19 protein-coding genes are annotated in these 20,248 nt (G+C 70.4%); 11 read left to right on the forward strand and 8 right to left on the reverse strand.

Going from position 1 to position 20,248, the window contains the following annotated elements; translation table 11 throughout:
- Window positions 1–2 precede the first annotated feature (2 nt).
- The 6 genes from H570_RS0100995 (at window position 3) to tkt (ending at window position 9,079) form a co-directional block, all read left to right on the forward strand.
- Window positions 3–464 (forward strand): DUF4381 family protein, encoded by a 462-nt coding sequence (locus H570_RS0100995; protein ID WP_036134573.1) that lies wholly within the window; start codon window positions 3–5, stop codon window positions 462–464.
- Window positions 461–1,498: a vWA domain-containing protein gene (locus tag H570_RS0101000; protein WP_051175945.1), complete on the forward strand. Its 1,038-nt coding sequence runs from the start codon at window positions 461–463 to the stop codon at window positions 1,496–1,498. Before H570_RS0100995 ends, H570_RS0101000 begins: the two co-directional genes overlap by 4 nt.
- The gene (locus tag H570_RS0101005) at window positions 1,495–3,300 is read left to right on the forward strand and encodes a tetratricopeptide repeat protein (RefSeq protein WP_027079127.1); all 1,806 of its coding nucleotides are present in this window, start codon (window positions 1,495–1,497) and stop codon (window positions 3,298–3,300) included. Before H570_RS0101000 ends, H570_RS0101005 begins: the two co-directional genes overlap by 4 nt.
- A complete protein-coding gene (locus tag H570_RS0101010) occupies window positions 3,300–4,961 on the forward strand; it encodes a BatD family protein (RefSeq protein WP_036134575.1) in 1,662 nt (553 codons plus the stop codon). Before H570_RS0101005 ends, H570_RS0101010 begins: the two co-directional genes overlap by 1 nt.
- Before the next feature lie 154 nt (window positions 4,962–5,115).
- Window positions 5,116–6,504, forward strand: a complete 1,389-nt coding sequence (locus H570_RS15795; RefSeq protein ID WP_051175946.1) for a dicarboxylate/amino acid:cation symporter — start codon at window positions 5,116–5,118, stop codon at window positions 6,502–6,504.
- Window positions 6,505–7,087: 583 nt separating this feature from the next.
- A complete protein-coding gene (tkt, locus tag H570_RS0101020) occupies window positions 7,088–9,079 on the forward strand; it encodes a transketolase (RefSeq protein ID WP_027079129.1) in 1,992 nt (663 codons plus the stop codon).
- Between the two features lie 107 nt (window positions 9,080–9,186).
- On the opposite strand, the gene H570_RS0101025 is transcribed toward tkt, so the two are convergent.
- Window positions 9,187–11,133, reverse strand: coding sequence for an acetyl-CoA hydrolase/transferase C-terminal domain-containing protein (locus tag H570_RS0101025; RefSeq protein WP_027079130.1), 1,947 nt, complete (start codon window positions 11,131–11,133; stop codon window positions 9,187–9,189).
- A 144-nt stretch (window positions 11,134–11,277) separates the two neighbouring features.
- On the opposite strand from H570_RS0101025, the gene H570_RS0101030 reads away from it, so the two are divergent.
- From H570_RS0101030 to H570_RS15805, 3 genes are read left to right on the forward strand one after another with little or no spacing between them, the layout of a single operon-like run.
- Window positions 11,278–11,649 carry a BlaI/MecI/CopY family transcriptional regulator gene (locus H570_RS0101030; RefSeq protein WP_027079131.1) on the forward strand — a complete coding sequence of 124 codons (372 nt, stop codon included), beginning with the start codon at window positions 11,278–11,280 and terminating at the stop codon, window positions 11,647–11,649.
- Window positions 11,636–13,066, forward strand: a complete 1,431-nt coding sequence (locus tag H570_RS15800; RefSeq protein WP_051175947.1) for a TonB family protein — start codon at window positions 11,636–11,638, stop codon at window positions 13,064–13,066. The genes H570_RS0101030 and H570_RS15800 overlap by 14 nt, the downstream gene beginning before the upstream one ends.
- Window positions 13,063–13,641 carry a hypothetical protein gene (locus H570_RS15805; RefSeq protein WP_051175948.1) on the forward strand — a complete coding sequence of 193 codons (579 nt, stop codon included), beginning with the start codon at window positions 13,063–13,065 and terminating at the stop codon, window positions 13,639–13,641. The genes H570_RS15800 and H570_RS15805 overlap by 4 nt, the downstream gene beginning before the upstream one ends.
- 16 nt (window positions 13,642–13,657) lie before the next feature.
- On the opposite strand, the gene H570_RS0101045 is transcribed toward H570_RS15805, so the two are convergent.
- The 7 genes from H570_RS0101045 to H570_RS0101075 form a co-directional block, all read right to left on the reverse strand.
- The gene (locus tag H570_RS0101045) at window positions 13,658–14,287 is read right to left on the reverse strand and encodes an ATP-binding cassette domain-containing protein (RefSeq protein WP_027079132.1); all 630 of its coding nucleotides are present in this window, start codon (window positions 14,285–14,287) and stop codon (window positions 13,658–13,660) included.
- Window positions 14,287–14,979, reverse strand: a complete 693-nt coding sequence (gene modB / locus H570_RS0101050; RefSeq protein ID WP_027079133.1) for a molybdate ABC transporter permease subunit — start codon at window positions 14,977–14,979, stop codon at window positions 14,287–14,289. Before modB ends, H570_RS0101045 begins: the two co-directional genes overlap by 1 nt.
- Window positions 14,980–15,189: 210 nt before the next feature.
- The gene (gene modA, locus H570_RS0101055) at window positions 15,190–15,990 is read right to left on the reverse strand and encodes a molybdate ABC transporter substrate-binding protein (RefSeq protein ID WP_051175949.1); all 801 of its coding nucleotides are present in this window, start codon (window positions 15,988–15,990) and stop codon (window positions 15,190–15,192) included.
- 106 nt (window positions 15,991–16,096) lie between these two features.
- Entirely contained in the window at window positions 16,097–16,672 is a 576-nt protein-coding gene (locus H570_RS17955) for a molybdopterin-binding protein (protein WP_051175950.1), read from the reverse strand.
- A complete protein-coding gene (locus H570_RS0101065) occupies window positions 16,669–17,178 on the reverse strand; it encodes a YeeE/YedE family protein (protein ID WP_245559501.1) in 510 nt (169 codons plus the stop codon). Before H570_RS0101065 ends, H570_RS17955 begins: the two co-directional genes overlap by 4 nt.
- Before the next feature lie 4 nt (window positions 17,179–17,182).
- On the reverse strand, window positions 17,183–18,058 hold the full coding sequence (locus H570_RS0101070; RefSeq protein ID WP_245559503.1) for an MBL fold metallo-hydrolase: 876 nt from the start codon (window positions 18,056–18,058) through the stop codon (window positions 17,183–17,185).
- 8 nt (window positions 18,059–18,066) lie between these two features.
- On the reverse strand, window positions 18,067–18,384 hold the full coding sequence (locus H570_RS0101075) for an ArsR/SmtB family transcription factor (RefSeq protein ID WP_027079137.1): 318 nt from the start codon (window positions 18,382–18,384) through the stop codon (window positions 18,067–18,069).
- A gap of 303 nt (window positions 18,385–18,687) precedes the next feature.
- Between H570_RS0101075 and H570_RS0101085 the strand changes: the two genes are divergently transcribed.
- Both H570_RS0101085 and H570_RS15815 read left to right on the forward strand, forming a co-directional pair.
- Entirely contained in the window at window positions 18,688–20,010 is a 1,323-nt protein-coding gene (locus tag H570_RS0101085; RefSeq protein ID WP_027079139.1) for an NAD(P)/FAD-dependent oxidoreductase, read from the forward strand.
- On the forward strand, window positions 20,007–20,234 hold the full coding sequence (locus H570_RS15815) for a YgaP family membrane protein (RefSeq protein WP_245559505.1): 228 nt from the start codon (window positions 20,007–20,009) through the stop codon (window positions 20,232–20,234). The genes H570_RS0101085 and H570_RS15815 overlap by 4 nt, the downstream gene beginning before the upstream one ends.
- Window positions 20,235–20,248 lie beyond the last annotated feature (14 nt).

Consider the following 20,248-nt stretch of genomic DNA (forward strand, 5'->3'; position numbering starts at 1 on the left):
CGATGATGCAAGAGCTGCCACTGCGCGACATCCACCAGCCGCCGGCGCCGCCGTGGTGGCCGCCTGCGCCGGGCTGGTGGTGGCTGGCGGCGACGCTGCTGGTGCTGTTGGCATTCGCGGCGTGGTGGTGGCTGCGCGCGCGTCGCCGTCGCGCTGCGATCGTGCGGTTGTTCGACGAGCGGGTGCGCGCTGCGGCGACGCCGGTCGAACGCGTCGCGGCGATGTCCGAGCTGCTGCGTCGCGCATCGCGTCGGAGCGACCCGGCGGCCGATCGATTGCAGGGCGATGCCTGGCTGGCATTCCTCGATGGCGACAGCAAGGCCGCGCCCGGCCCGTTTTCCGATGGCGCCGGGCGCGTGCTGCTCGACGGCGGGTTCCGCCGCGAGATCGACGAGGCCGAGGCGGCGGCGCTGCTGCCGCTCGCGCGCCGACGTTATCTCGAGCTGATGGCGGTGCGGCGATGAGCGCGTCGTGGCCTGCCCTGGGCGGCGAGTGGTTCGCGGGCTTCGCCTGGCCCTGGCTGCTGCTGGCCCTGCCGCTGCCGTGGCTCATGCGGCGCCTGCTGCCGGCGGCGCGCAGCACCTCGGCCGCGCTCAAGGTGCCGTATGGCGCGCGCCTCGATGCGATTGCCGGCGGTGGCGGGTTCGCACGCGGCGGCCATGCCCCGTGGTGGCTGTGGCTGGCATGGCTGCTGCTGTGCGTGGCCGCTGCAAGGCCGCAGCAGCTGGGCGAAGCGGTGCAACCGCCGCAGAGCGGGCGCGACCTGATGCTGGCCGTCGACCTGTCCGGCAGCATGGGCGAGGAGGACATGACGCTCGGCAACGCCGTCGTCGACCGGCTGACCGCGGCCAAGGCGGTGATCGCCGACTTCCTCGACCGCCGCGTCGGCGACCGCGTCGGCCTGCTGGTCTTCGGCCAGAAGGCCTACGCGCTGGCGCCATTGACCCTGGACCGCGAAAGCGTGCGCCAGCAGCTGCGCGACAGCGTGGTGGGCCTGGCCGGGCGCGAGACCGCGATCGGCGACGCGATCGGCCTGGCGGTCAAGCGCCTGCGCGCGCAGCCGGCCGGGCAGCGGGTGGTGATCCTGTTGACCGACGGGGTCAGCAACGCCGGCCAGCTTGAACCCGTCAAGGCCGCCGAACTTGCGCGCGACAACGGCGTGCGCGTGCATACCATCGCGTTCGGCGGCGAAGGTGGCGAGGTGTCGGTGTTCGGCTTCCGCCTGCCGACGCCGGGCGGCGACGACAGCATGGACGAGGCCACGCTCAAGCGCATCGCCGACATCACCGGCGGTCGCGCGTTCCGCGCGCGCGACACCGCCGAACTGGCCGGCATCTACGCCGAGATCAATCGCCTCGAACCGGTGCAGCGGCCGGGCGAGCGCGTGCAGCCGCGGCTGGAACGCTATCCGTGGCCACTGGCGGCCGCGCTGCTGTGCGCGCTGCTGGGCTTCGCGCTTCCGCGTGGAACGAGGCTGCGACTGCGAGGCGCAACGTGAATCCGCAGGCACTCGTGCACGCATTCGAAGCGCTGCATTTCCTGCGCCCGCAGTGGCTGTGGGCGCTGCTGGTGTTGCCGCTGCTGGCGTGGGCGTGGCGGCGGCGTCGCTTGCGCAACAGCGTGTGGCGCGGCGCGGTGGATGCGCACCTGCTGCCGCACCTGCTCGACCGCGGCGAAAGCCGGCGCGGCGTGGTCGCGCTGTGCGCGCTGCTGCTCGGCGTCGGCATCGCGGTGCTCGCGCTGGCGGGGCCGAGCTGGCGCCAGGGCGAGCAGCCGCTGCTGCAGGGCGAGGCGCCGCTGGTGGTCGCGCTCGACCTGTCCAGCGCGATGCTCGCCAGCGACCTGCCGCCGTCGCGGCTGCTGCAGGCGCGCGCCAAGCTGGCCGCGCTGCTGGACAGGCGCAGCGGTGGGCAGGTGGGGCTGGTGGTGTTCGCAGACGATGCCTACACCGTGGCGCCGCTCACGCGCGACGCCGGCAACGTCGCACTGTTCCTCGACTCGCTGGCGCCGGACGTGATGCCGGTGGACGGCAGCCGCCCTGCGCGCGGCATCGAACAGTCCGTGCGCCTGCTCCGGCAGGCGGGCTTCACCAGCGGCGACATCCTGTTGATCGGCAGCCAGGGCGATGCCGCCGCGCGCGATGCGGCGGCCGATGCGAAGCGCGCCGGCTTTCGCGTGTCGGCGCTCGGGCTCGGCACGCCGGCGGGCGCCGCCTATCGCACCGCGAAGGGCGCGATCGCCCGCACGCGACTGGATGCGGCATCGCTGCGCGCGCTGGCGAGCGCGGGCGGCGGGCGTTACGAAGCCCTTTCAGCCGGAACCGGCGATCTGGTCGCGCTCGGCGTGCTCGATGCGTCGGCGGCCGAACGCGGGGCTGTCGCCAGCAGCAAGACCGCGGTGTGGCGCGACGACGGGTACTGGCTGCTGCCGCCGCTGATGCTGCTCGCACTGTTCGCGTTCCGGCGCGGCGGTGGTTTTGCAGTGCTGCTGCTGTGCGCGTGCCTGCCCTGGCACGCGGCGCTGGCGGCGGACGACGGCACGCCGTGGCGCCGTGCCGACCAGGTCCGGCATGAACGGATGCAGGACGGCGCCGATGCCTATCGCCGCGGGGACTACGCGGCGGCAGCGAAGGCGTGGCAGGCGATTCCCGGCGCCGATGCCGCCTACAACCGCGGCAATGCGCTGGCGAAGGCCGGCCGCTACGAAGATGCCATCGCCGCCTATGACGAGGCGCTGCGCCAGCAGCCGGGCATGGCGGACGCAACCAGCAACCGCGCTCTGGTCGAGGCCGCGATGAAGCGCAAGCCGCCGCCGTCGAAGCAGCCCGGTGGCCGCGGCGACCAGGACAAGAGGCCCGACAGCGGCAAGCCGAACGACGGCAAGTCCAGTACGGACGAGGATTCGGGCCGGCAGTCGCCGTCGCCTTCCGGCACCGGGCCGCGCGACGCGCAGGACAAGTCCGGCGACGGCCAGCCGCACGACAGCGACAGTGGCCAACAGCCGCCGTCGGACGACGGCAAGACGCCGAAGCCGGACGACGCCGAAGCCCAGCGCAAGGCCGATGCCGAGCAGCGCGCGCGCATGCAGCAGGCGCTGCAGGGCGAGCCGCAGAAGGACAAGCGTGGCGACGACGGCAAGCCGCAAGCCGGTGAACCCGCGCAGCCACCGAGCGCCGCCGAGCGCGAAAAGCAGCGCGCCAACGAAGCCTGGCTGCGGCGCGTGCCGGACGATCCCGGCGGCCTGCTGCGCGCCAAGTTCCGGCTCGAGTACGAGCGTCGCCAGCAGACTGGAGAACACTGATGCCCCGCTGGATCACATCGCTGGCCTGCCTGCTGATCCTGTTCGCGAGCGTTGCCGCGCAGGCGCAGACGCGCGCCTGGATCGATCGCGACCAGGTGGCGCTTGGCGAAACCCTGACCCTCAACGTGGAGACCGACGACGCCCGCGCCGGTCCGCCGGACTGGTCGCCGCTGGACAAGGACTTCATCGTCAGCGGCAACAGCAGCAGCCGCCAGGTCGAGATCGTCAACGGCAGTGCAAGCACCCGGCTGCTGTTCGCCGTTGCCCTGCAGCCGCGGCGCGAAGGATTGCTGACGGTGCCTGCGCTGGCCATCGGCAGCCACAGGACGCAGCCGCTGCCGCTCACGGTCACTGCCGCGGCGCCGCCGGCACGCGCGGGCAGCGCCGCCTTCATCGAGGCGCAGCTCGACGACGAAACGCCGTACGTGCAGCAGGCCGTGGGATACACGCTGCGCCTGTACTACGCCACGCCGCTGGTGTCCGGCCAGCTCGACCAGGCCGCGCCCGACGGTGCTTCGCTGCAGCGCGTCGGCAGCGACCTGCAGTACACGCGCCAGGTGGGCGGCAAGCGTTACACGGTGGTCGAGCGCCGCTTCCTGCTGGTGCCCGAGCGCAGCGGGCCGCTGACGATCCCCGGGGCGCGCTTCAGCGGGCGCAGTACCGGCGGCTTCTTCGACGACATGTTCGGCGACGGCTCGCGCGAGCTCAGCGCGAACGGCGCGCCGCGCTTCGTCACCGTGCGTCCGGTGCCCGCGAAGGCGCCGCAGCCGTGGCTGCCGCTGCGCGGGCTTGGGCTGCGCTACGTCGCCACGCCGCAGGGTGTGCGCGCCGGTGAAGCGGCCACGGTCACCATCGAGGCGCGCGCGGACGGCGCCACCGCGGCGCAGTTCCCGGAGATCGAAATGCCCGCGATCGACGGCGCACAGGTGTTCGCCGAACCTGCGCAGACCGACGAGACCTTCGAAGACGGCCGCCCGAAGCTCACGGTGACGCGCAAGTTCTCGATCGTGCCCACGCGCCCCGGCGCGCTGCGCATCCCCGGCCCGCGCATCGCGTGGTGGGACGTGCGCGCGGCGGCGCCACGCGCCGCGTCGCTGCCCGACCTGCAGTGGCAGGTTGCGCCCGGCGCGACGGGCAATGATGCGCCGGCTGCAGCGGCTGGCGATGCGGGTAGCGGCGTGTCCGCCGATGAAGATGCCTCGCGCCTGCCGGTCGTGCGCGGTAATGCACGGATCTGGCCATGGGCGACGGCCGGGTTCGCACTGCTGTGGCTGGCCACGCTGGTATGGGCGCTGCAGCGCAAGCCGCAGCCGGCGGTGCAACCAGGCCGGCGCGCCGAAACGGCGACTGCCGCGCCGCCGCACGCGAGCCTGCGCGAACTCAAGCGCGCACTCGACAGCGGCGGCTTCGATGACGTCGCCGTCGTGCTGCTTGCAATGGCCGATCCGCCGGCCGCCGACCTCGATGCCGTGCGTGCGCGCCTGGACGATGCCGCGCAGCGCGACGCCGTCACCCAATTGCAGCGGGCGCGCTGGGGTGATGGTGACGGTCCGGCCGCACGCGCCAGCCTGCGCGGGGCGTTCGCATCCGGCCCCCGCTGGCGTGGGCATGAAGTCGGCCGGGCCAAAGAACCGCTGCCACCGCTGTACCCGGACGGATGATGGAAGCGCGTTGGCGCGCGCAACGGGCGATGTCGCGATATCCGCGCGCCAGGTAACCCGGCGTCGCCGATCGCCCGTGGTGGCGGCATCGCCGATGGCGCATGGCCCGGTTTGCTAAGCTCCGGGCCTTCCCGCGCCGCGAGCGACAACGCCCATGATCGAACCGACCACGCCCGCCAAGGCGGCCATGCCGCTGCACTGGAAGATCGCGATCGGCTTCTTCCTGGGCTTGGCCATCGGTCTGCTGGTGTACTACACGGGACTGCACGACTGGACGCCGGTCGACCTGACGTCCGCCGCGTGCATGGCCAACGAGCCGGCGTGGTACTGCCGCCCGGTGGTCGACCTGTTCGTGCAGGGCGTCACCCAGCCCGGCGGCAGGCTGTTCCTGTCGCTGATCTTCATGCTGATCGTGCCGCTGCTGTTCTCGGCGCTGGTCACGGGCGTTTCGGAGATGGGCGACATCCGTTCGCTCGGCCGCATCGGCTGGCGCACGCTGGCCTACACCATCCTGCTGTCGGGCATCGCGGTGGTGCTCGGGCTGGTGATGGTCGACGTGTTCAAGCCGGGCGCCGGCGTGGACCCGGTGCTCGCGCAGCAGTTGCTCAGCGAAGGCGCCGAGCGGGCGCAGGCCATCGTGCGCGACAGCCAGGGCCAGGCCAGCGGCGTCGAGATGCTGCTGTCGATCGTCCCGGACAACGTGGTCGGCGCGGCGTCCAGCAACGCGTCGATCCTTGCGCTGATGTTCTTTGCGCTGATGTTCGGCGTCGGCATCGTGGTCAGCAAGGCCACGCCGGGCATCGAAACGCTGCGTCGCGGCATCGAAGGCCTGTTCGAAGTCTCGATGACCCTGATCGGGCTGGTGATCCGGCTGGCGCCGTACGCGGTGTTCTGCTTCATGTTCAACCTCGCCGTGCTGTTCGGCTGGGAACTGCTGGTGCGGCTGGGCTGGTATGTGCTGGTGGTGTTCGGCGCGCTGGTGATCCACACGGTGGTGGTGTATTCGCTGTCGTTGAGGTTCATTGGCGGCTACTCGCCGATGAAGTTCTTCAAGGGCGTGCAGGAAGCGATGCTGATGGCGTTCTCGACCGCGTCGAGCAACGCCACCCTGCCCACTGCGCTGAATGTCGCCGACAACGAACTGGGCCTGCCACGGCGGGTGTCGCGCTTCGTGCTGACCATCGGTGCCACCGCCAACCAGAACGGCACTGCGCTGTTCGAGGGCGTGACGGTGATCTTCCTCGCCCAGTTCTTCGGCGTCGAACTGTCGATGGGCCAGCAGGTGATGGTGATGCTGGTGTGCATCCTCGGCGGCATCGGCACCGCCGGCGTGCCGTCCGGCTCGCTGCCGGTGGTGGCGCTGATCTGCGCGATGGTCGGGGTGCCGCCGGAAGGCATCGGGCTGATCCTGGGCGTGAACCATTTCCTCGACATGTCGCGCACGGTGGTCAACGTCACCGGCGACCTGGCGATCGCGGCGATGGTGTCGAAGGGCGAGCCGGAAACCACGATGCTCGACGAGGCGGCGAAGGGCAACGGTTGATCGCACGCCACATCGCGACCTGACGGGCCTCCCGAACACGCCGAGGCATTGGATCGTGGGCTTGCCAAAAAGCAGGTCGAGGTTACGGGTCCGACGGCTTTTCCGCGTGATCGCACGCCTCCCCGCGAGCTGGCGGTTCCGGCGCGGCCGGCAGCCCTTCGGGGCGAATGCCCTCCGGCGTCCACCTTGCGACGGATGCCTCCTCCTTTATTTCGCCCCGAAGGGCTGCCGGCCTCGCCGGGGCGTCGGATCGCAGGCTTGCCGGGGAGCCATGCTTCGCTTGGCGCTTCTACAGCCGCCACACAACTTGCAGCGCCGGGTGCGGGTGCCTTTGGCGCGGAATGAAGGAGGAGGCGCCGGCCATAGGCCGACGCCGGGCGACATTCGCCTATAGGGCACCCGTGCCCGGCGCCCCCGCGTCCAGAATGGCGTCGCCGAGTGATCCGAATCGAACTGTCGGAGGCGTAGCCCCGACCTGCTGCTTTTTGCTTCCCCGCGGGGGCGTGGGACAATACGCCGCCCGCGAATTGCCGGGCGCCGCCCTGCGGATGCGCCCGCGTCCGCATACAAGACTCCAGAGCCCATGACGACGCCCAGCCGCCGCGACCTCGCCAACGCCATCCGTTTCCTCGCCATCGACGCCGTGCAGGCCGCCAACTCGGGCCACCCGGGCATGCCGATGGGCATGGCCGACATCGCCGAGGTGCTCTGGAACGATTACCTGGGCCACAACCCCAACAATCCGAAGTGGTTCAACCGCGACCGCTTCGTGCTCTCCAACGGCCACGGTTCGATGCTGCAGTACGCGCTGCTGCACCTGTCGGGCTACGACCTGCCGATCGAGCAGATCAGGGGCTTCAGGCAGCTGGGTTCGCTGACCCCGGGCCATCCCGAGAACTTCGTCACCCCGGGCGTGGAAACCACCACCGGCCCGCTCGGGCAGGGCTTCGCCAACGCGGTGGGCATGGCGCTCGCGGAAAAGGTGCTGGCGCAGCGCTTCAACCGCCCCGAGTTCAACGTCGTCGACCACCGCACCTGGGTGTTCATGGGCGACGGCTGCATGATGGAAGGCATCTCGCACGAAGCCGCATCGCTCGCCGGCACCCTGGGCCTGGGCAAGCTGGTCGCGTTCTGGGACGACAACCACATCTCGATCGACGGCGAGGTCGAGGGCTGGTTCACCGACGACACGCCGGCGCGCTTCGAAGCCTACGGCTGGCGCGTGATCCGCGGCGTCGACGGCCACGATGCCGACGCGATCAAGGCCGCGATCGAACAGGCGCTGGCGCACGACGACAAGCCGGTGCTCATCTGCTGCCGCACCACCATCGGCTTCGGCTCGCCGAACAAGGCCGGCAAGGAGTCCTCGCACGGCGCCGCGCTGGGCAAGGACGAAGTGGAAGCCACGCGCAAGGCGCTGGGCTGGGAACATGGCCCGTTCGAGATCCCGCAGGAAATCCGCGACGGCTGGCGTGCCGGCAACGCCGGGCTGGTGCGCGAGGAACAGTGGAACCGGATGTTCGACCAGTACGCCGCGCGCCATCCTGCGCTGGCCGAGGAACTGGTGCGCCGTTCGCACGCCGAATTGCCGGAAGGCTTTGCCGCCGAGGCCGATGCCTACATCGCCAAGCTGCAGGCCGATGGCAAGGTGGTCGCCTCGCGCAAGGCCTCGCAGATGGCGATCGAGGCCTTCGCGCCGCACCTGCCCGAACTGATCGGTGGCTCGGCCGACCTGGCCGGCTCCAACCTGACGTTGTGGAGCGGCAGCAAGTCGGTGGTGGGCGACAGCCCCAACGCCAACTACATCTATTTCGGCGTGCGCGAATTCGCGATGACCGCGATCAGCAACGGCCTTGCCGTGCACGGCGGCTTCATTCCCTACGACGCCACGTTCCTGGTGTTCAGCGACTACGCGCGCAACGCGGTGCGGATGAGCGCGCTGATGGGCGCGCACGCGATCCACGTCTACACCCACGATTCGATCGGCCTGGGCGAGGACGGCCCCACGCACCAGCCGGTCGAGCACGTGGCGAGCCTTCGCTACATCCCCAACAACGACGTCTGGCGCCCCTGCGACGCGGTGGAGTCGGCGGTGTCGTGGCGCGCGGCGATCGAGCGCCGCGACGGCCCGACTTGCCTGGTGTTCTCGCGCCAGAACCTCGCCCACCAGCCGCGCAGCGACGCGCAGGTGGCGGACATCGCGCGCGGCGGCTACGTGCTGAAGGACAGCGCCGGCGCGCCCGGGCTGATCCTGGTCGCCACCGGCTCGGAAGTCGACCTGGCGATGCAGGCCGCCGCGCAGCTGGGCGACACGGTGCGCGTGGTGTCGATGCCGAGCACCGACGTGTTCGACCGCCAGCCTGCGGAGTACCGCGAATCGGTGCTGCCCGATGCCTGCCGCAGGCGCGTGGCCATCGAAGCCGGGGTCACCGACTTCTGGCGCAAGTACGTGGGTCTCGATGGCGCCGTGGTCGGCATCGACACGTTCGGTGCCAGCGCCCCGATCGAAGCGCTGATGCCGCACTTCGGCTTCACCGTCGAGCGCGTGGTCGAGGTGGCGAACGCCCTGCGCTGAATCAGGTTCCGTGGGAACGTCGGAAGCCGCGAAGCTTTTCCGGTAAAGCCATCGCCGCTTCCGCCGCTCCTGCGGGTCCGCCATGTGCCGCGTCGCGGTAGCCGGGCCTACGGCGTTGTTCTTGCCAGCGCATGGCGCAGCAACCTGGCCTCCAGCCATTCGCCGACGCCCTTCGGCGCGGACAGCCCCATCCGTGCCATCGACTCGTCATCGCGCGCGCCAGGCGACAGCAGTGCCGCGGCGGCGGTGCGCGCCTTGCCGCCGGTACTGCCGGCGCGCGCCTTCAGCCAGTCCAGCGCCTTGAGCAGGCGCTGTTCGACTTCGGTGAAATCGCTGCCCAGCGGATAATCCGGCAGCGTGCCGTCGCGGCGAAACGGCGCGAGTGCTTCGCGCAGCCGCTGCGGCGTGTTGCGCGACCATGCCGGCGGAATGGTGAAGTCCGCGCGCAGCTTGCGATTGCGCTTCGCGGCGTCGACCAGGCCGTGCTGGAAGCGTGACTCGGCGATGCCGGCCATCGCGATCACGCAGTCCTCGTCGTTGCGGCCATGCAGGTCGGCGATGCCGTATTCGTTGATGTAGATGTCGCGCAGGTGGCGGGCGATGGTGCAGTGGCCGTAGTTCCAGCGGATGTTGGACTGCAGCTTGCCGCCGGCTTCGCGGGTGGCGCGCAGCAGCAGTACCGAGCGCGCATCGGGCAGCGCGTGCGCCATCGCCACGAAGTTGTATTGGCCGCCGACGCCGGACACGATGCGCCCGTCGTCGAGGCCGTCCGAGACCGCTGCGCCCAGCGCGGTGGCCATCATGCAGGTGTTGAAGAAGCGCGCGTCGCGACGCTGCGCGCGTTCGAGCATTTCGTTGCCGCCGTACAGTTCGTTGACCTCGCTGACCGGACACATGCCGATGCCGCGACGCGTGTCGTCGTCGAGGTCGCGCAACCAGTCGTAGAAGTCCTGCGAACCCAGGTAGAACGCGCCGTGCAGGAACTGGCCGTCGCGCGCGACCAGTTCGCGCTCCATCTCGTTCGCGGTGCCGTCGTTCATGCGCTGCATCAGCGGTAGCTTGTCCACCACGCGTCGTCGCATCACGCCGCGCTGGACCAGCAGTTTGAAGCCCTCGTTGATCATCTCGCTGCAGCCGTACAGGCCCTGCTCGAACGGCCCCAGTCCGCCGCTGGCGACCACGGCGCGATGGTGTTCGAGCTCCGGGTCCAGCGCCTGCAGCACGCGCCGGTAGCTGGCGTTGTCGGTGTGGCGCAGGACCAGCGCGTGGCACAGCGCGTCCGACAGCGCACCGATGCCGACCTGCAGGGTGCCGCCGTCGCGTACCAGGGCGCTGGCGTACAGGCCGATGGCGTGCTCGGCGTCGCCGACGGGCTGCCGCGGCAGCGCGAACAGCTTCGGATACGGCGGCGGCGGCGCGACCACGAGGTCGAAGAAGTCGAGTGGGACCGCGGCGCGGTCGCCCAGCCACGGCAGCTGCGGGTCGATCTCGGCCACCAGCAGCGGGCGCGGCGCGCCCGCCGCGGCCAGCGCGTCGAGCGTGTCGAAGGTCAGGTCGGTGTTGGACGACAGCGACAGCTGGGTACCCTCGGCGTTCGCCGCGACCTTCTGCACCATGCAGTTGAGCCCACGGTCGACCAGGGAACGCGCGACATGGGTGTAATCGAGGCTGGCGTAATGGCGCTGCGCCTGCGACGAGCCCAGCAGCGCGCCGGACTGCAGGTAGAACTCCTCGATCGTGATGTTGGCCGGCAGCGCATCGCGCTTCTGCGCGGCCACGTAAGCCAGCCGCGGGAAGTCGTCACCGAAATGACGCGCCACGAACGGGCCGAGGAAACGGCCTTCCAGTCCCTTGCCACGCGATGGCGGAGCCAGCGACAGCGCGGTGTAGAGCGTCAGCTTGCGCGCGGGATCGCGTTCGATGCGCCCGTATAACGCGTTGAGCAGGCGGTGCGGCTTGCCGATGCCCAGCGGGGCACCGACGGCCAGCGGCCCTGGAATCCGCGCCAACACGCGGTCGACGGCGAGATCGAGCGAATCGAGGAATTCGGTCATCGCGGCAGGGTACGGAGGCGGACGTTAAGGGGTGGAGTGGAGCGGGGCGTGAATGGCTGTCAGTCGAGGACGCCGCCGCCCAGACCCCCTTGACACGGGCTGGATTTACGTCTGTAATCAATAAAAATTACGGATGTAATCGAAATGCCGATCAGCGATGCCGAAGCCCAGGTCATGCAGGTGCTGTGGGAGCGCCATCCGCGCAGCGCGGACGATGTCGTGGCCGCGCTCGCGTCCAGTACCGACTGGGCCGAGCCGACCGTGAAAACCCTGCTCAACCGGCTGCTCAACAAGGGTGCGATCGAGGCGGCCAGGCAGGGCCGCCGGTACCTCTACTCGCCGGTGCTTACGCGGCAGGCATGGACGGCGCAGCAGAGCGAAGGCTTCGTGCAGCGGATGTTTGGCGGGCGCGTCGCGCCGCTGGTCGCGCATTTCAGCGAGCGCGGCCGCCTAAGCGAGGCCGACATCGCCGAGCTGCGGCGGCTGCTGGAGGAGATCGACGATGACGCCCGCTGACCTCTGCCGCTGGCTGCTGGAAAGCACCTGCGCCAGCAGCGCGGCGATCGCGCTGGTGCTGGTGCTGCGACGGCCGATGCGCGCCGCCTTCGGCGCCAACGCGGCCTACCTGCTGTGGTCGCTGCTGCCGCTGGCGGTGCTGGCCGCGTCGCTGCCGGCGCGGGTGGTGCGCGTGATGGCGTCGGATGCGATGGTCTCCGTGGGCGCGGACGTGGTTGCGGACGGCATGCCAACGGCGGCGGATGCCTGGTTCGCCGCGTGGTTGCTGCCAGCCTGGCTGGCCGGCGTGGTCGCGTTCGCGCTGTGGCAGGTCGCGCTGCAGCGGCGGTTCCATCGCAGCCTTGGCGCCGTGCGCGGCGACGCCGACGGACACCTGCGCGCCGAGCGCTGCGCCGGCTTGCCGGCGGTGGTCGGGCTGCGCGCCAGGATCGTGCTGCCGGCCGATTTCGAGGCCCGCTACAGCACCGGCGAACGCGAACTCATCCTTGCCCACGAACGCATCCACGTCGCACGCCGCGACGTGCTCGGCAACGCGCTGATCGCGGCACTGCGCTGCGTGTACTGGTTCAACCCGCTCGCGTGGATTGCCGCCGACCGCTTCCGCCGCGACCAGGAGCTGGCCTGCGACGAAACCGTCGTGACCCGCCATCCACACGCCCGCCGCGTCTACGGCGAGGCGATGGTGAAAACCCAACTGTCGGCGATGCCGGCGCCCCTGGCCTGCCACTGGTTTGGCGGCCATCCGCTCAAGGAGAGAATTGCCATGCTCAAGCGTCCCGTTCCCGGCGCGCGTCGCGTGCTCATCGGTCTGGTCATTGCAGGCATGGTCGTGGCGGGCACCGCCTGGGCCACCTGGGCGGCACGCCCGGCGACCAAGGCGGTGACCGGCAGCGCGGCCGCCGCCACGGCCGCGGACCCGCCGGTCAAGTCGGTTGCCCATGACCGGCCGGCGCAGGCGGATGCCGACGGCAACGTGCTGACGCCGCCGAAATATCCCGCCGATGCGGTGGCCAACAAGGTGAGCGGGAAGGTGGTGCTGCTGGTCGACGTGGCCGCCGATGGCAGCGTGACCGATGCGCAGGTGGAAACGTCCGAGCCGGCAGGCGTGTTCGACCAGGCCGCGCTTGGCGCTGCGAAGGACTGGAAGATCAAGCCGGCGATGAAGGATGGCAAGCCGGTTGCCGGTCGCGTGCGGGTGCCGGTGGACTTCGACGTAAAAGGGGGCGGTGAGGACAGCGGCGCACCGATGAAGGTCGGCGCGGACAGGGAAGCCGACTCCGCCGCGCATGACTGGATCCGGATCGATACGGCCGCGGACAGCAGTGTCCAGCGGCTGGCATGTGATGTCGTCCAGGCGGACTCACGAAGCAGTGTCGTGTACTGCGGCCAGCTCAAGCGGACTGCAGGCCAGTCGTGAAGCCGAGGCCTGCATGGGCGCTGGCAGCGGTAGCGCTTTCCATCGTCGTCGCAGGCTGCGCCAGCCGCAGCGCCAGCGTCGACCACCGCATGCTGCTGCCGGAGGCTGGCGCGCGGCACGAGCTTGCGCCAACCCAGCTGTTCGTGATGCCGGTGACGCTGGCCGCACCGGAGCCCGCGTTTCCGGCCGGAGCCGATGCCGGGGTGCCGGTGGAAGTCGTCGTCTGCGCGGAAGTGTGGCTGTCCGCGGATGGCGACGTCACCCGGGTCGCGCCGTTCGACGGCACGCCGGACTGCGCGGCCGGCACGCAGCCGCGCTCGCTCGCCTATGCGCAGTCGGTGGCCGAGGCGCTGCGGCGCTGGGAGTTCACCCCGGCGATGATCTGCGAATTCCCGCCACAGTCGCTCGACAAGCGCGAGCGCGGCGACTGCACTGGTCCGGAAGTCACCGTGCGCCGGGTGCCGGTGCGGCTGGACTACGCCTTCACCTTCAACAGCCGAAATGGCAGGAAGCGCGTCGGAGTGGTGCGCAGGCCGCAGCCCGTTCCCGCGCTGCAGGACGCCGCGGCGCATTGAGTCGATCGGCCAGCGGTCACTCCAGCACGTGCACCGCCGCGGTCAGGCGCTCGACCTCGTCGCCCGAGTGGCTGACGTAGACGATCGGCAGCGCGGTTTCGTCGCGCACGCGCTGCAGGTAGGGAATCAACTCTTCGCGGCGCGCCCTGTCGAGGTTCGACAGCGGTTCGTCGAGCAGCAGGATCGCGGGTTGCGACAGCAGCGCGCGGCCGATCGCCACCCGCTGCGCTTCGCCGCCGGAGAGGTTGGCGGTGCGGCGCTCGAGCAGCGCGCCGATGCCGAGCAGGGCAACCACATCGTCGAACGCGAACGAGGCCCTGCCGGCGGCGCGCCGGCCGTAGCGCAGGTTGCCGCGCACGTCGAGGTGCGGGAACAGGCGCGCGTCCTGGAACACGTAGCCGACGCGGCGCTGGTGCACCGGTACGTCGATGCCGCGCGCGCGGTCGAACAGGACGTGGCCGCCGACCTCGATGCGGCCGTCGCGCGGCGTGACCAGGCCCGCGATTGCGTGCAGCACCGAGGTCTTGCCGGCGCCGGAATGGCCGGCGAGCGCGATCACCCGCGCGTCGTCCTCGATGCGGACGTGGCGACGGAATCCCCCGACCGCTTGCGTGCCGCGTTCGAGCACGACGTCGAGCGCCAGCATCAGCGCGCCTGCTCGCCGCGCTGGCGCCGCACCAGCCATTCCGATGCCAGCAGCGCCAGCAGCGAGATACCGACAGCCACCAGCGCCAGCCGCCAGATGCCGGCGTCGCCGCCGGGCACCTGCAGCAGGCCGTAGATCGCCGACGAGATCGTCTGCGTCTCGCCGGGAATGGCGGACACGAAGGTGATCGTCGCGCCGAATTCGCCCAGCGCCTTGGCGAACGCCAGCACCGCGCCGGCAACGATGCCCGGCCAGGCCAGCGGCAGCGTCACGCTGCGGAACACCCGCCACGGCGTCGCGCCGAGCGTGGCCGCGGCCTGTTCGAGGCGGCGGTCGGCGGACTCGATCGACAGCCGGATCGTGCGCACCATCAGCGGAAATCCCATCACCGCGCTGGCCAGCGCCGCGCCGGTCCAGCGGAACGCGACGCCGACGCCGAAGTGCTGCATGAGGAAGCCGCCGACCACGCCGTTGTTGCCCAGCACCACCAGCAGCACGTAGCCGACCACCACCGGCGGCAGCACCAGCGGCAGGTGCACCAGCGCGTCGAGCAGCGCCTTGCCGAAGAAGCGCCTGCGCGCCAGCAGCCAGCCGGTCGCGATGCCGAACGGCAGGCTGGCCAGCGCGGCGACGGTGGCGACCTTCAGGCTCAGTGCGATGGCGGTCAGTTCGGCGGTGGTGAAGTCGAACATGTCGGCAAAAAGGGGTCGGTGCTCCCTCCCTTGCGGCGGCAGGGGAAGGTCAAGGAGGTGCAGTTGTAGCATTGTCGCGCGGCGGCAGGCGCCCTGTGTCGATGCCGTCGCATCAGGCGAACGGCAACCTCCCCGCAGGAGCGACCTGGGCGCGACCTGTTTCGCCGGCAAAGCCTTGTCGCGCCCAGGTGCGCTCCTGCGGGCGTGCCTTCAGCGCGTGCTGAAGCCGTGGCGTCGGAAAATGGCGGCGGCGGCGGACGTGTGCAGCCACTGCACGAACGCCGCCGCGCGCGGATGCGTGCTCGCCTTCACCTTCGCCACCGGATACACGATCGGCGGATGCGAGCTTTCCGGAAACGTCGCCAGCACCCTCACCCGCGGCTCGGCGCGCGCGTCGCTGCCGTAGACCACGCCCAGCGGCGTTTCGCCGCGCGCGACCAGCAGCAGCGCTGCGCGCACGTTCTCCGATTCGGCCAGGTGCGGTTGCAACGCGTCCCAAATGCCAAGCGAAATGAACGCGGCTTTCGCATACTTGCCCGCGGGCACGCCGTCGACCAGCGCCAGCGCGATCCGGCCGCGCTGGCCGAGCAGCGGCAGCAAGTCGGCGCCCGCATCAAGCGTCATCGCCTTCGCAGTGCTGTCTTTCGGCGCGACCAGCACCAGCGTGTTGCCGAGCAGTTCGCTGCGCGTGGCGGCGTCGATCAGCCCCTTCGACTGCAGTTCATCCATCCAGTCCAGGTCCGCGGAAAGGAACACGTCCGCGGGCGCACCCTGTTCGATCTGTCGCGCAAGCGCCGAACTGCCGGCGTAGGACACGCGCACCGCCTGCCCGGTGTCGCGCTGGAAGGCGAGGGCGGCTTCGTCCATCGATTCCTTGAGGCTGGCGGCGGCGAAGACGGTGAGCGGCGGCCGCGCGGCCTTTGCGGGTGCGGGCGCGATGACGCACAGCGCGAGGACGATGCAGGCAAGACGCAGGATGCGATGGAACGAGTTGGCGGCGCGAGTCGTCATGGATGAATGCCCAACGCACTGGATGTAGGAGCGCACCTGGGCGCGACCGGGATCTTCGGTAAAGCGGTCGCGCCCAGGTGCGCTCCTACAGGGGCAGGCATTGCGCTCACGGCGCCACGATCACCGTGATCGCCTCCACCTGTTGCACCCAGCGCGCAGGACGCGCTTCGCCAGGCACGACCAGCCGCAGCGGCCCCGTGTCATCGCCCAGCGCCTTGCCATCGCAGCGATCGACGACGAACGCGCTGCGGTTGCCCAGCGTCGGATCGAACTCGGCGAGCGCGAACAGCGCGCGATAGCCGTCGCGGCTGTCGACCTGCACGTAACGGCCCAGCTGCGCGCCGCGCAGCGGCTCGGCAGGCATCGCGCCGGCAGCCTGCATCAAAGCGGCGAGCGCGACGCCTTCGCACCGCAGCGCTTCGCCGTGCGCAGCGGCGTCGACTGTCGTGCGCGGCAGCGCGGCGAGGGTGGCGGCATCGAGCGGCACCACCACCGGCGAGGGCAGCGCCGGCGCCTGCGGCGGCGCGGCGTGCAGGTGCGGGTCGTGGGTCGACGGTGCGGCGGTCGCATCGGTCGTCGGCGGCCCTGGCGGCGGGGATGGGACGGTGCGCGGCGGCCCGTGGCTGGCGCAGGCCGACAGCAGCAGCGCAGCGAACAGCGGCAGGGGTCGGGGCGCGGTCATGGCCGCGCCGGCAGCAGGCGAACCAGCCAGGAACCCGCCAGCAGCGCGAGGACGAACACGATCGCTTCCCCGCTGCCGCGCGCGAGGTTGGCCAACGCCGGCCCGGGACAGTAGCCGGCGAGCCCCCAGCCGGCCCCGAACAATGCGCTGCCCGCGAGCAGGCGCCAGTCGATGCGCGTCGCGGGCGCGTCGCAGGGCTGCGCCCGCGCGCGTCGCCGCACCCACGCGAAGCCCGGCAAGGTCACCGCCAGCGCGCCGCCCATGACCAGTGCCAGCGACGGATCCCAGTGGCCGGACACGTCGAGGAAGTTGAGCACCTTGTCGGGATCGGTCATCTCCGGCAGCGCCAGCAGCCGCCACGCGCGCCCGTCGCGCTGCTCGATGCCGGCGTTGAGGATGCCGCTTATGCCGGCGATGCGGCCGATGCCGGCGTACAGCAGCACGGCTGCCGCGCCGATCGCGATGCCGCCCAGTGCCGCACTGACCGGGGTGAATGTCGTCTGCATGGAATCAGAGTGTGTCGAGGGGAATCTTGAAATAGCGCACGCCATTGTCCTCCGCTTCCGGCAGCGCGCCGGCGCGGATGTTGGCCTGCAGCGAAGGGATGATCAGCGCCGGCATCGCCAGGGTCGCGTCGCGCGCCTCGCGCAGGCGCACGTAGTCGTCCTCGGCGGTGTCGTCCCGGACATGGATGTTGGCGCGCTTCTGTTCGCCGATCGTGGTCTCGCAGGCCGGCTCGCGGCCGCCCGGACCGTAGTCGTGGCAGACGAACACGCGGGTGTCGTCGGGCAGTTCGAACAGGCGCCGGATCGAGCGGTACAGCGTCTGCGCGCTGCCGCCGGGGAAGTCGCAGCGCGCGGTGCCACCGTCGGGCATGAACAGCGAGTCGCCGGTGAACAGCGCGTCGCCGACGAGGTACGCGATGCTGTCGCTGGTGTGGCCGGGCACGGCGATCACGCGCGCGGCGATGCCGCCGATCGCGAACGTTTCGTCGTCGGCGAACAGGTGGTCGAACTGGGAGCCGTCGACCGGAAAGTGGTCGCCGAGGTTGAAGATCGGGCGGAAGGTGGCCTGCACCTTGTGGATGCCGGCGCCGATGGCGAGCGTGGCGTCGGGATAATGCGTCGTCTTCAGCCAGTGCGACGCCGAGAGATGATCGGCGTGGGCGTGGGTTTCGAGCAGCCAGCGCACGGTCGCGCCGCGTTCGCGCACCGCATCCACCAACGCCTGCGCCGATTGCGTGGACGTGCGCCCGGAGGAGGCGGCGTAGTCGAGTACCGGGTCGACCAGCGCGGCGTCGCCGCTGGCGGGGTCCAGGACGAGGTAGCTCCAGGCGCCGGTGTCGGAGTGGAAGAAGGACTCGATGTGCAGGCCGTCGTCGCTCACGATCCCTCTCACAGCGGCGGATCGTCGCCGCAGTAGATGCCGTGCAGGGTAGCAATGATGGCTTGCGCCGGGCCACTGGCCAGCGAGTAGTAGATGCTCTGGGCTTCGCGGCGCGTCGTCACCAGGCCGTCCTGGCGCAGCAGGGCCAGGTGCTGCGACAACGCCGATTGGCTCAGGTCCAGCCGCGCATTGAGCTCGCCGACCGAGCGCTCGCCTTCGGCCAGCAGGCACAGCAGCATCAGCCGTTTCTCGTTGCCCAGCGCCTTGAGCAGTTGCGCGGCCTCGGCAGCGTGGACACGCATCGCTTCGGGATCGATGTTGGGCATCAGCGCATGGTCGCGGGCAGGCCGGCCGCAGTCCAGCCGGACGCGCCGCAGGCGGTCTCACGGGCCCCGAACTCCGCCGGTTGCCTGACATCGATCAAGACGCCTGCCCGCGGGCAGGCGCCGAATGACCGGAGAGCCATTTCCCGGATCCGGGAACACGCCTCCCCGACGCGGGTGGCAGCACTGGCGGGCATGGCGGTTTCCTCCGATTCGCGCCCGGCAATAATATCAGTTGACACTAATATAAGAAATAACTAATGTTCATCCAACACAACGGCGCCAGGCGCCGGAGGGAGGCTTGAGATGGCCAGGATCGTGGTGCTGGGAGCGGGGCTGGGCGGCATGGCCGCGGCCTACGAACTGCGCGAAACGCTGGGCAGGGAGCACCCGGTCACGGTGGTCGGGCTGGGCGACCGCTTCAGCTTCACCCCCTCCAACCCGTGGCTCGCCGTGGGCTGGCGCAAACCCGGGGATTTCACCCTGGATGCCGCCGAGCACCTGGGGCGCAAGGACATCGCCTTCGATGGCTCCGGCGCGCAACGCATCGATGCCGAAGCCCGCCAGGTACATACCGGCTCGGGCAAGGTGCTCGATTACGATTACCTGCTGGTGTGCACCGGGCCCCGGCTCGCGTTCGAGGAAGTCCCCGGCACCGGTCCGGATACCGGACTGACCCAGTCGGTCTGCACCACGCCGCACGCGCAGCGCGCCTGGGAGGCGTACGAGAAGTTCCTGCAGGACCCCGGCCCGATCGTGGTCGGGGCGGTGCAGGGCGCCAGTTGTTTCGGTCCGGCCTACGAGTTCGCGCTGATCCTCGACGCCGACCTGCGCCGCCGCAAGCTGCGCGACAAGGTGCCGATGACCTACGTCACCAGCGAGCCGTACATCGGCCACATGGGACTGGGCGGCGTCGGCGATTCCAAGGGGCTGATGGAGTACGAACTGCGCCAGCGCCACATCAAGTGGATCACCAATGCCAAGGTGCAGGAAGTGCGTCCCGGCGAAGTCGTGGCCGTCGAGCACGATGCCAAGGGGCTGCCGCTTGACGAGCACGTCGTGCCGTTCAAGTACGCGATGCTGTTGCCGGCGTTCAAGGGCGTGGAGGCGGTCGCCGCGGTCGAGGGGCTGTGCAACCCGCGCGGTTTCGTGATCGTCGACAAGCACCAGCGCAGCCCGAAATACCCGCAGGTCTTCGCCGCCGGGGTGTGCGTGGCGATCCCGCCGGTGGAGGCGACGCCGGTGCCGACCGGTGCGCCCAAGACCGGGTTCATGATCGAGTCGATGGTCACCACCATCGTGCGCAACATCCAGGCCGAACTGCAGGGCAAGCCCGCCGACTTCGAGGGCACCTGGAACGCGGTGTGCCTGGCCGACATGGGCGATACCGGCGTGGCCTTCGTCGCGCTGCCGCAGATCCCGCCGCGCAACGTCACCTGGGCCAGGGAGGGCAAGTGGGTGCACCTGGCCAAGGTCGGCTTCGAGAAGTACTTCCTCTACAAGATGCGCCACGGCACATCGGAGCCGATCTACGAGAAGTACATCATGGGACTGCTCGGCATCGAGCGGCTCAAGGCGCGAAAAAGTAGTCCTCCCCCGATTCCCCCCCAATCTGGAGCAAGCGCATGAAAACCCCGATGTCCCTGGATCGCGCCATCATGGCCTTCGCCGGCGTGATGGTCCTGGTCAGCGTCGCGCTGACCCAGCTGGTCTCGCCGTGGTGGTGGGTCCTCACCGCCTTCATCGGCCTCAACCTGTTCCAGTCCGCATTCACCGGATTCTGTCCGGCGGGCATGGTCATGCGCAGGCTGGGGATCGGCAAGAACGCCGAGGGCGCGAGTTGCTGCCGTTGATCCGCATGCGCGCA

Source organism: Luteimonas mephitis DSM 12574 (assembly GCF_000422305.1).
GTDB lineage: Bacteria > Pseudomonadota > Gammaproteobacteria > Xanthomonadales > Xanthomonadaceae > Luteimonas > Luteimonas mephitis.